The following is a 10,981-nucleotide window of genomic DNA, read 5'->3' on the forward strand; positions in this document are numbered from 1 at the left end:
GGGTTTTCATGCATTTTCCCTGGGTGTCTGGCTCGGGATTGCCGTGCTTATCCAGGCAGATATCTGCTTCCGGGTCGCGCTCGGAAAGCGCGTTGAAAATGGCCTTCTGTACGGGTGCGCCAACTTTTAAGCTTTCAGCCTTGAGCGCCGCATTCAGCGCCTTGGTAAACGCTTTCCGGTTGGTGTAGCGCTGCTCACCTAATTGCTCGCAGGCAGCTTTAAGGGCAGTTTGTTCTCCCTCATCTAGCCTCTGAATGGCTTTTTCGTCGTCCAGCTTGGCTAGACGTTCGTCGCTGGCTACAAAGTTGAGGCGCAGTGGCCGTTCGACGGTAATCCGCCGATAGCCAAACGTTTCTATGGGGAAAATCTTGCTCTCGCTGTTCTCTTCAAAGGCACCGTAAAGCCGCACGATATCGTCAATATCACGGTCGGTAATGTATTGGCGCTTGCTGCCCAGCGACTTGCGCATCTTGCTGGCCCGGCCAGTAGCGTTAATCAGCTGTACTTTGCCTTTGCGTTCGACGGACTTGTTGTTGGAAAGCACCCATATATAGGTGGCAATGCCAGTGTTATAGAACATATCGGTGGGCAGGCCGATGATGGCATCGACCAGATCATGCTGCAGCAGGTAGCGGCGAATTTCAGATTCCCCACTGCCCGCGCCACCGGTAAACAGCGGCGAGCCGTTAAGGATGATGCCGATGCGCGAGCCACCGTCTTGGCGGTTGCGCATCTTGGCCACAAGGTGCATCAAAAACAGCAGCGAGCCATCCGACACACGCGGTAGACCAGGGCCAAAGCGGCCATCGTAGCCACGCTGCTTGTGCTCATCGGTGACTTGCGTCTGTACCTTCTTCCATTCCACGCCAAACGGTGGGTTAGAGAGCATGTAGTCAAAGCGCTCGCCCGCCAGTTGGTCGTCAGAGAGCGTGTTGCCCAGCTTGATTTGCTCGACTTCCTGCCCCTTAACCAGCATATCGCCTTTGCAGATGGCGTAAGACTCAGGGTTGAGCTCCTGGCCGTGCAGCGAAACAGTCACGTTCTGGCTGACCTGCTGAATGTAGTCGTCGCTTTCAGAAAGAAAGCCACCGGTACCCGCGGTTGGGTCATAGACGGTAACGATGCTATTGGGCCTAAGCTTGGCTTCTTGCCCGGTCAACACCAGTGAGGTGGTCAGATGGACGATATCTCGGGGTGTGAAGTGCTCCCCTGCGGTTTCATTGGAGCTTTCGGCAAACTTGCGAATAAGCTCTTCAAAGATACCGCCCATACCGTGGTTGGTCACCCGTGCAGGGCTTAGGTCAATCGCCGCAAATTGCCGCACAACTTTATAGAGTAGGTCATTGGCGCTGAGCTGCTGAACAAAGCTCTCGAACTCGAAGTGCTCGAAGATCTCCCGGGCGCTCTGGCTAAACGATTGCACATAGCTCATTAGGTCGTCGCTGGTTTGGGTATCGGAAAGGCTACTCAGGCTCAGCGGTGAGGCGTTGAAAAACGGCTGATTGGCGGCGCGCAGCAACAGCTTTTCACGTACGGCTTCAGGCTTATTTTGATGATCCTCGGCAGCTTCTAGCACCCTGGCCTTGGTAGGCTCAAGAACACTCTCCAAGCGACGCAGCAGCGTGAACGGCAGAATGATACGGCCATACTGGGACTGCTTGAAATCACCGCGCAAAAGATCAGCGACCGACCATATAAAAGCGGCAAGCTGAGAATGACTCTCCGTGTTCACGGTGGATCTCCACATCTAGGTAGGTGCAATTCGTAAGTAATGCGGCACATCATACACAGCTCAGCGATATTGATCAGCGGGGCATAATGTATGCCCTGAACTCCCCCTACCCTGGCGGGTGAATCAGACCCACCACACTGACCAAGATCAGCACGGCTCCCAGTACGCGGAAGAACAGCCCGGTGTCTGCTTTTAGCATGTAGCGGTGGGCTTTTTCGCCTAGCAAATGGCCGATAAATGCGCAGGGCAGTAGCCATAGTTGATGAATCAGTTGGAGGTCGACGCCGGCGATGATAAACGACGCCATTTTGATCATCACCAGGATAAACCACAGCACGAACATGGTGTCGCGCAGCTGCTCTTTGACGACGTGAGTGGCGAACACCGCGACAATCAGCGGCGCGCCAATCAACGAGGTGCCACTGACATAGCCCCCAAGCGCCAGCAGTACGATATCGACGTATTTGTTGTTACTTCTAAACGGTTTATTCAGCACGTAGCCAATGGCATAAATGATCACAATGCCGAAAATGATGTTGGTCATGATCTGAGAGGGCAGCGTTAACAGCCCCACCACCCCGATCAACTTAGGCACGATCATGATTTTCAGGGCTTTGGTTAAATAGCCCCAATCGATATTACTTTCCGGCGACGTACCTCCCACGCCCACTTTCTGCACTTGTCGATGGCCGCTCCAGGCAATCCAACTGGAAAAAATCAGCAGATGAATGGCCACAATTGGCAGGAAGACCAGCGGTTCGTTGACCACCAGCAGCAGAAAAGGCAGCGCCAGCACGGCACCGCCAAAGCCAAGGCTGGTGCGAACAAAGCCGCTCCAGGCAAAAATAAGCCCGATGAGAAGGTACTGGTACCAGAGTAAATCTGTCATTGCTCGTGCATCTCCTCTAAGAAGATGAGTGGTTGTCTAGCCCCCACCAGCGTGGCAGCAAAGCACGCACTTTGGCTTGGGCAAAACGGTCGTCCATTAATATCACAACCCCTTCATCCTCGGGGCTGCGAATCACCCTTCCGGCGGCCTGCACCACTTTGATCATACCGGGTATGCGGTAGGTGTAGTCGTCGCCTCGGCCGAAACGGGTGTTCATGCGCGTTTTCAGCGCTTCGTTAAAGTCGTTAAACGGCGGCAAGCCTAAGGTGGCAATAAACGCGCCGATTAGGCGCTCGCCAGGAAGATCGACCCCTTCGGCAAAAGCACCGCCTAGCACGGCAAAGCCGATTCCCTTACCACCCGGGGTAAAGCGCACCAGAAAGGCGTCGCGCTCGGCTTCCCCCCTGCCAGCGAATTAGCTGAAATCACCTTCCGGTCTGCAGCCTGACCTGGGATTGGCTCGCTCAGAGCAGGACAGGAAGGAATTTCTCCATGGGCGCTACAATGGGGGTTCTCACGAGTGGCGAAGGCGGGTGGCCAGCGCACGACCAGCACCGCTGCCTAATCCCGTGCACAGGAAAAGGCTTGGAGCTGAGCGGAAATGATTTTACTTCTGTCGGAGCGGACATCGAAGTCGACTCTCACCGTGTGCCCCAATCGGTCATCAAGGGAGATGCTCCTCCTCTCGAATGCCACGATGCGCTTTGCATAACCTTCATTCTCCGTTTGATAGGAGATCTCGCCTCGACATGCGACTAAAACGCGGTCGGTGCGATTGGGATCGTATTCCTCGGGGGATAACTGGACACGAACGCTTGCGGCACATTTCCGTATGCCGCTGTTGCCAAAAAGTGGCCTTCGACAATCAAAGTCGAGCTGGCTGACCCTAAGTGGCCCAGCCCAGCGATGAGGTTGGTTGGACAGCGCGGGTCTGCGAATGCGTCCGTCGGATTGGCCAGGGCGGAGCTCGGCGATTGTTGTCGCGTTGCTGCCCAAAAAATGCGTTGATAGCCAACCTTCTGCCGGTTCCCCATTGGCACCCTGAACAAAGACCCGGGCCCAGCCCCCTTTACGCTCAAGAATACTGACGACCGTTCTGCGGGGAAGGGTGCGAATGACGGATGATCCTGTACTCGGCGCCGCGTGCAGGTTCAGTTCCTGAGCATCAACAAACGCGTATGTGCCGACTTCCTGCGCAGAGGCCAGAAGACCGCCAAAAACCAACGACGCGCAAACTGCGAGCACCACAACAACCCCGTGTACAACGATTGATCGCCTACCGGTTTTGTCCACTGTCTTTACTGAACAAGGCATCCAGAACCTCCTTGGCTGCCATGGGAATCATGGGCGCAATCCGCCCTCGGGCGGGAACTGCGAACCGCGATGGCATTCGTAAGTCTTTGCACGATATGCGGTGGGCGTCTGAGCGTTCTCCCCCATCGGAATGATGATCAGCCGCTGCCAGATCGCAGAGATCGAGTCGTCCTTCAGCCCACTGCGGCGAAGACCCGCATCCAGGACAGAGTCCTGCGCAAGGCCAATCTCGATCACTGCCTCAAGGAAAGGATCGGGCAAATCGGGGAGGGCGCGAACTTGTCCAATCTCGCCAAAATTGTTCTCGCCCGTCAGCTCGTCGATGGCGGCCGCGAGGGTCAAAAGGTCGGCACGTGCGACCTCAAAAGGAACCGATGCCGTATTCAGCGGCGTCTCTTTCTCTACGCTCCACAGGGCGGCGTTTCCAAGCTCCATGACAGGTGAGAGTCAAGGGTTATTCAAGCAGGTCAGCCCTGCGCCTGCGCTTCGGACAGCTCGATCCGCCCGGCAGCCACGATGTCTGACGCTGCCCCCTGCACGGGCCTGGTGACGAAGCGCCAGGACACATGCGGGCCAACGTCGAACGCTTCGGGAGGTTCCACGTACTCCGCCCCGATTGAATCGATTGCGTCTTGGCGGATGGCCGATCCCAGGCTGAAGCGGTCTACCTGAATAAAGCTGACGGGATACGGAACGCGGCTCGCCAGATCCGGAAACGGTTCAATACCATAGGTGATGCGGTAGCGGACTCGGCCGCGCACTCCCTCAGCCGCCTCAAGAGCCAGAACCGCCATGGTCAGCGGCCTGATCTGCGCGCTTGGCAAAAAAACCGACGATTGCGAATTCACTGGTTCTAGATTGGCAAGGACCTGGTCGAGTACTTGTAGGGTATCCTGCTCTTCATATCCCTCCAGAAAACGTGCGGACAACCTTTCAAGCGGGTTGCTCACATCCGAAGAACCCGCCCCCTCGGGCAATGTTGACGCGGCACCGTTGTCGCGGGTCATAAAGCGCTGCGCTACCCATCCAGCACGTTCCATGTCGGAGGCGAATTGCTCGATCACCGGATAGTTGGTGCCCGGCCCCATACGAGCGTTCAGCACGTCATCGACTGCAACGCCGCCGGTGACGCGCCACAAATCCGGGCCGTTACCGTCTACCTCTGCCCGTGCGACTGGAGTCGATGCGAGGACGACAAGGATGGTGACGGAAAGAGCTCGGCGTATCATCATTTCACCTCCACGACGGATCGGCCAAGCACCTCACGCCCGGAAACGTCCAGGAACCGAACCTCATAGAGGCCCGCCTCATCCGCCATTGTCAGGTCAATAGATTTTTCCTCGGCGACCGACTGAACCGTGATCCAGCTAAAATCGGGCTGATCCTTGTGCGCAAGCGCGATCCGCTGATCGGTGCTGTCGCTCTCGCCGGTCCATGTCACTGTGATCGTCTCGCCACTACCTGCGGTTTCTGGCACCGACAGTCCCGCGCCATCGTCCAGCGGCGCATCGGCTCCGACGACCTCCAGCGGAATGCTTGCAAGAGTCTTTCTGCCCACGTCGAGAATATAGCGGATCTCGTAGAGGCCTGGTTCGGCGGGAGCGATCAATCGCCCCTTGGTCTTGTCTCCCGCGCGCAAATAGATGTTTCGCGTTCCCTCATCGGCACCCGCCGACACGATCGCGACCATGTCCCTGGAATTGATCGTTGAAGACCAAGTGATATCGATTTTAGTCTCAGCGCGGACGATTTCAGGCCCGGAAATGCCGATCTCTGGCTCAATCACCTCGATGGACGCGGTCGCGAGCGTCTTACTGCCCACGTCGAGAATATAGCGGATCTCGTAGAGTCCCGGCTCGGCGGGGGCTTTCAGACTGCCTTCGGTGCGATCCTCGGTGCGCAGGTAGGTGGCGCGCGTACCCTCATCCGCGCCGGTCGGCACGATGGCGACCATGTCTCTGGGGTTGATAGTTTTGGACCAGCTTACATCGAAGGCCGCGCCGGTTGTTGCCTGCGCAGGACCTGAAACCGTCACTTCGGGCGGTGGTGGTTCTTCCGGTTCAGGTTCCGGCGTGACGGGCTTCAGGTCCATGGCGCTTTGAACCTGATCCAATGCGCCGTGCAACTCGGCGGCATTGCTGGCCGGAACGAAAACGCCACCGGTGTTCTCTGCGATGCAGGAGAGATTGGCATTCTCTTCCTCTTTCAGATCGAATCCGACAACATGTGCGGTAAAGTTCATGCCTTGTTTTGCCAATTCTGCGGACAGCGCACAGGGATCGGCATTGCAGGTTTCCACCCCATCCGAGATCAACACGACGGTTGATGAACTGTCGCGGTAGGACATCAGCTCGGCAGCCTGTTGCACGGCAGCCGAGNNNNAGCCTGTTGCACGGCAGCCGAGATCGGCGTCTTGCCAACCGGCTTGATCACATTGACCGTCTCGATAAAATCGCTCTTGTGCAGCGGGCCCGGCGCGATCAGAGTTTCGATATCGGTGCAATCGCCCTTGCTGCGGTGGCCATAGGCGACGAGGCCCAGGTTGGTATCTTTGTCCCAGTCATTGACCAATCCGGTCAGCACGTCCCGCGCGATTTCGATCTTACTGGTGCCGTCGATCTGTCCCCACATGGACCCCGACGCATCATAGACGATCACGACGTCGTCCGCAGCATGCGCGGCTGCCGCGCAGGTCATGCTGCCGACCAGTGCCATCTCGGCCAATCTCAGTGCGCCCAATTTCATTTTCCGGTCCTCCTCTTGACTATCGCGTGACGATTATTCTCAGTTCGATAGGAAATCGCGCCTCGACATTCGATCAGGACACGGACGGTGCGATTTGGGGTTATATTCCGCAATCGCCATGCTCATCTTGTTCTTCTCCTTGCTGTTTTCCGGCCGATGACCGCTCTGATTTGTAGTCTTGTCCTCTCGTATCGCGACCTATGGGGATATTGTTAGCATGCTCCGCGACCTGTACGCCCCGTTCGTTTGAACGGGATGCTGGAGTCAATTTCAAAGTAATGTTTTTTCACCAGCGCCTCCCATCCAAGGGTTCACGGGCTTACGATCACGTCGGAGCAAACTTACAAACAACCGTGCACTAATGAATAATTCTGCAAGGTTGTGACTGGTTCCAGGAGGCTATTTATGCTTCGCTCCCTATTATCACGCTTTATGGTCTTGGCCTGCATGGCCATGGCCGCCCCAACGCTGGCACAACCAAACGAAACCCGTGAATACCAGGACGGCAAGCGGGGAATCGTGCTCCTACCGCAGGGTGACAAGTCCTTTGCGGATGCCGTGGTCGATCGTTCGGCCGGTACAGGCACGATCGAAGACTCCGCAAGTGACCAACAGGCGATCCTGGGGCCACCCGACTTTTCCGGAAATGTGAAGGTCGAGGGTATGACGCTCTCGATTTCGGAAGACGGCGAGGCTTGGATCGATCTGAGTGACATCAGCGGCGGGCGTGCCGAAGTCGATTTGGTGGGGCTGGTGCCGGCGGATGCAAATTACCGGTTCGTGAGCCTGACCGACGATGGGGATGGCTGCGGCACGCGGTTCGCGGGCGCGGATGTCGATGCGGTTGCGGCAATCGGTTCCACCCTGCGATTCGTGCTGGACGGTGCCATTCTGTTTGCAGTGGACAGCACCGAATTATGACCCGAGGCGCAGGATGCCCTCGACGCGCTTGCGCAAGACATCGCGGATGCGGGCCTGAGTGAATTTCGCGTCGTAGGGCATACCGATTCCACTGGTGATGACACCTACACCTTGCCCTTTCACGAGATCGCGCCTTAGCCGTGCAAGACTATTTAAGCAGTCAGTCGGTCTTGGGCGCCGTCACCGTCACAGCGGAGGGACGTGGCGAGGCGGAACCGATCGCGGATAATGCGACCGACAAGGGAAGGAGCGTAAACCGACGAGTGGAAATCATTGGAAAATTCAACTCTGTCCCATAGCGAAATCGGACGGCGAATTACCTTAAGCGAAGGCGTCGCCATTCCCGAGGTTCAGGTAGCCGTCGAGTTCGTCCCGGATATCGGAGTCAAGGGCATCCGCGTGGGCGATGCGGGTGTAGAACAGGGTGAAGTAGATCACCTTGATCGCCGTCACCAGCCGCGCGAGGATCGCGTTGCCGATGAAGGCTAGGAAGATAAGCACGAAGAGCGGTAGCCAGTTGAATAGCGTCTGTTCGTCGAGCGGCAGCCCGTCCGGAATGCTGCCGAACAGCTCCCCCAATGCTGCCGAACAGCTCCCCCAGCGAGCCAGCAGAGAACGCTGTCGGCATGAAGCCCCCGGACGCAAGGCCGAGGATGATGCCGAGGATGATCGCGATCAGGTAGAGGGGGCCGAGAATCGTGCGCACGACATTGCCCATGATGTCGATGCCGAAGACGCCGACCAGCGTTTCGGGGACATGGTCACGCAGCGTGTGGAGACGCTCGCCCCCTTCGCGGAAACTCAGCTTGTCGATGGCAAACACGGGCAGGAGGAAATGGTTGACCAAATCCCAAATCTCGACGAGCGCACCGAGGATGAGGCGGGTGATCAATCCGCCGTTCCCGCGCTTAAGGACAACCCATACATTCGCCATGTCGATCAATCCTAGGATCCGAGCCCTGCCTTTGACGTCGGCGAGTTCCTTTCGCGCGCCCTGTACCGTCGCGTCTCGACCGCAGGCCGTATCATAGACCAGCCGGCTCAGCCGCAATTCTTGATGATTGTAGTAGAAAAACTTGTAGACGAAGACAATCACCATGGCCAAAAGCAACAGGGTGCCCGTCCCGCCCATACCAACGATGATGGCAGCAATCCCAGCGAAGAAAAGCACGACCACGAAAGCAGCATAGACGCTCATCCGTATGATGGGCGACAAGATGTCTGTGTCGCGGCCAATGATCGTGAATGTGTGCTTGAGCAGGTAGCCCAGTTGTGAAAACTGCGCGCCTAGTCCTGGTTTCTCGAAATCCATGATGCACTCTCCGTTGTCTTTGTATCTTTTGCCCCCGCATCCCGGATGAGATCAGGGCGAGTGGTGCAGCTCCGTTACTGGCGATCCGATAGCCTGATAAGCTTCGTCAGCGGCGTCTGAACGCCCCTGGCGCCCACAGGGTTTCCCCTCGGCGTAATGCGCTTTCTTCACACTGACGGGGGCCAGCCTGGCATCCCATTCAGGGTGTGGTTGTTGGCCCTCTATCATCTGTAAATAGACCTGCATCATGCAGGCGAAGGGTTCCAGCAGCGGCAAATCACATTTCGCATTTGCTGTTGCCGTATTTTGCTGAGCAGACACGCGCGGCGCAGGATGCAATCTGCGGATTGCGCAATTGCTTCTTGATATCGACGGTCTCAATCGCCATGTAGGGAACCGAGATTGTCTCGGTGTCCTGCGTGCAGTTGGTAATTGAATCCTCAGTTGTGCAGGTCATCTTGCCCGTCAGCCGTGTTTCGCTGCGATATTTGGTAACGGCTTCCTGTCGATAAACCGGCGGGATTTTCAGCATCCACTCTGCTTCACAATGTTTTCTTTCGGCCTGGTATTCTAGCGTTCCACATCCCGTCAGGAGGACGAACCCGAAAATGCAAAGACCGAAAGCGGATTTGGGAAACCGTGACATGGTTAGCTCCGATTACAAGATGCCGCCCGCCTATCCCGAGCCTTGAACGGAAGAATCACATAACCGAACCAACAGTGCCCCGTTCGTTCAGAGGGGTTGGTGTCATTATTTGTAGAATAAAGAGTTTGCGCCAAGGTTCCGGTGCTGGTGAAGGCTGTCGTCGTCTTCGCGGTGCTGCTGACGATCTCGCTGAACGAATGTTTGGCTGGGCACCTTTCTCGTAGGCAGCCATCAAAAGCCAAAATCGCCAGGGACGTGAAGGACTGCTTTCATAACGAAAAGTTCGGGAGCTGATTTGCCCAATAAGCGGTCTGCTAGGTATTTCTTGAAATCAACGGGGTAGGGAGGCCAGTGTCTGCTCGAGGGCTTCGAGGTTTGCTTGTTTCATGGCGTGCTCCAGAAGAACACTGGATAAACAGCAGTTTATACAGTGTTTTTAAAGCACACCAACAACAGATACCAACATAGCCTCATCTATCCATTGTAACAGTGCTTGATGAAGCAGGTTAACCCACCCGGTGCTGATAAAGTACGTCCAGCGCATCGTCATCAGCAGCAGAGGATAACGCCTTTGATTGGGCAACGGGTTTGCGGCCGCCCACCAGCACATACCATTCCGCTTCTGTTAGGTAGTGCTGGCACCAACGGCTTAAGCCAGCGGCCACATCATCGCGAATTCGTTCGCCGCTACGGAAAGCCTGGGCGAGATGCAGCAAGTCCTGGCGAGCAGTGCGAGCACGGGCATTGCCGCCGTGCACTTTGGAAAGTGGGCAGCGTCGATCATAGGCCGCGTTGGTTAATGCATTTAACCAACGTTCCAATTCATGCGCCTGAATACCGCCGTAAACTGCCACACTGCACTCCATGCTGAATGATGATTGAAATTTAATGAGCTCCGCCCATTAGCACTGGCGAAAAAGGGCGTTAGATTGCCCGATTGTGGCGCAACTGTCACCTCCGGTCTATTCCTGGCCACCCCCAGACATAGCCTAAGCCAAGACATAACGCCCTATGTCTGTACTACACCTGGTAATCCCGAGCACTACGACTGGGTCGGCCATGTGCGCGGCGCTGGCCTATTATGGGGCATCGAACTGGTCGCCGATGGTGAATCGCGCCAGCGGTCAACGCAACCTGACGCTGATTAAAAACGATGCCAATGAACCTAGTATCGGTATCGGCAAGCTAATTGAGGCAGGCCGTGTAAAGCGCTTGATCACCTCTCGCTTAGGCCTAAACAGAGCCGCCATTGACGCGTTGTCCGGTAAATCGGCCATTCAGTCATCAGCGAAAGTTGCCTATCCAACGCCGAGGCGAAAAAATCGCTAATCGGCCACTGAGTGGCCCATTGGCGTTTTCGGCTTGGCGTTTGGCGCTTCAGCGCATATTCAGCGCGGCTGGCTGCGGCGCGATCTGCGAAAG

12 protein-coding genes and 3 pseudogenes are annotated in these 10,981 nt (G+C 56.5%); 3 read left to right on the forward strand and 12 right to left on the reverse strand.

Annotated elements, in window-relative coordinates; all coding sequences use genetic code 11:
* The 8 genes and pseudogenes from INT22_RS05375 to INT22_RS05410 all read right to left on the reverse strand — a co-directional run.
* The coding region (locus tag INT22_RS05375) for a type I restriction-modification system subunit M (RefSeq protein WP_193067835.1) at positions 1–1,732 on the reverse strand (1,732 nt) is incomplete at its 3' end.
* A gap of 106 nt (positions 1,733–1,838) precedes the next feature.
* Positions 1,839–2,621 (reverse strand): TSUP family transporter, encoded by a 783-nt coding sequence (locus tag INT22_RS05380; protein ID WP_193060159.1) that lies wholly within the window; start codon positions 2,619–2,621, stop codon positions 1,839–1,841.
* Positions 2,622–2,637: 16 nt separating this feature from the next.
* Positions 2,638–3,030 (reverse strand): annotated as a pseudogene (locus INT22_RS05385) (helicase C-terminal domain-containing protein); the annotation flags it as partial.
* A 152-nt stretch (positions 3,031–3,182) separates the two neighbouring features.
* Entirely contained in the window at positions 3,183–3,935 is a 753-nt protein-coding gene (locus INT22_RS05390; RefSeq protein ID WP_193060160.1) for an SH3 domain-containing protein, read from the reverse strand.
* Positions 3,936–3,962: 27 nt separating this feature from the next.
* Positions 3,963–4,370: a hypothetical protein gene (locus INT22_RS05395; RefSeq protein WP_193060161.1), complete on the reverse strand. Its 408-nt coding sequence runs from the start codon at positions 4,368–4,370 to the stop codon at positions 3,963–3,965.
* A 32-nt stretch (positions 4,371–4,402) separates the two neighbouring features.
* Complete coding sequence (locus INT22_RS05400) at positions 4,403–5,167, reverse strand: hypothetical protein (RefSeq protein ID WP_193060162.1); 765 nt, start codon at positions 5,165–5,167, stop codon at positions 4,403–4,405.
* Positions 5,164–6,282 carry a hypothetical protein gene (locus INT22_RS05405; RefSeq protein WP_193067836.1) on the reverse strand — a complete coding sequence of 373 codons (1,119 nt, stop codon included), beginning with the start codon at positions 6,280–6,282 and terminating at the stop codon, positions 5,164–5,166. Before INT22_RS05405 ends, INT22_RS05400 begins: the two co-directional genes overlap by 4 nt.
* Positions 6,282–6,680: a vWA domain-containing protein gene (locus INT22_RS05410; protein ID WP_193067837.1), complete on the reverse strand. Its 399-nt coding sequence runs from the start codon at positions 6,678–6,680 to the stop codon at positions 6,282–6,284. Before INT22_RS05410 ends, INT22_RS05405 begins: the two co-directional genes overlap by 1 nt.
* 405 nt (positions 6,681–7,085) lie before the next feature.
* Between INT22_RS05410 and INT22_RS05415 the strand changes: the two genes are divergently transcribed.
* Entirely contained in the window at positions 7,086–7,601 is a 516-nt protein-coding gene (locus INT22_RS05415; protein ID WP_193061161.1) for a hypothetical protein, read from the forward strand.
* A 125-nt stretch (positions 7,602–7,726) separates the two neighbouring features.
* Positions 7,727–7,900: pseudogene (locus INT22_RS22040) on the forward strand (hypothetical protein); the annotation flags it as partial.
* Positions 7,901–7,986: 86 nt separating this feature from the next.
* Here INT22_RS22040 and INT22_RS05425 read toward each other — a convergent pair.
* The 3 genes from INT22_RS05425 to INT22_RS05435 all read right to left on the reverse strand — a co-directional run bounded on the left by INT22_RS05425 (position 7,987) and on the right by INT22_RS05435 (position 10,413).
* Entirely contained in the window at positions 7,987–8,913 is a 927-nt protein-coding gene (locus INT22_RS05425) for a hypothetical protein (RefSeq protein ID WP_193067838.1), read from the reverse strand.
* A 277-nt stretch (positions 8,914–9,190) separates the two neighbouring features.
* A complete protein-coding gene (locus tag INT22_RS05430; protein ID WP_193061165.1) occupies positions 9,191–9,559 on the reverse strand; it encodes a hypothetical protein in 369 nt (122 codons plus the stop codon).
* A gap of 506 nt (positions 9,560–10,065) precedes the next feature.
* A complete protein-coding gene (locus INT22_RS05435) occupies positions 10,066–10,413 on the reverse strand; it encodes a hypothetical protein (RefSeq protein ID WP_095604405.1) in 348 nt (115 codons plus the stop codon).
* Between the two features lie 24 nt (positions 10,414–10,437).
* Between INT22_RS05435 and INT22_RS20295 the strand changes: the two genes are divergently transcribed.
* The gene (locus INT22_RS20295) at positions 10,438–10,707 is read left to right on the forward strand and encodes a hypothetical protein (RefSeq protein WP_193061184.1); all 270 of its coding nucleotides are present in this window, start codon (positions 10,438–10,440) and stop codon (positions 10,705–10,707) included.
* Between the two features lie 68 nt (positions 10,708–10,775).
* Here the strand turns inward: INT22_RS20295 and INT22_RS20300 are convergent.
* Positions 10,776–10,981: pseudogene (locus INT22_RS20300) on the reverse strand (hypothetical protein); the annotation flags it as partial.

This window comes from Halomonas sp. 3D7M (genome assembly GCF_014897885.1).
Classification (GTDB): Bacteria; Pseudomonadota; Gammaproteobacteria; order Pseudomonadales; family Halomonadaceae; genus Vreelandella.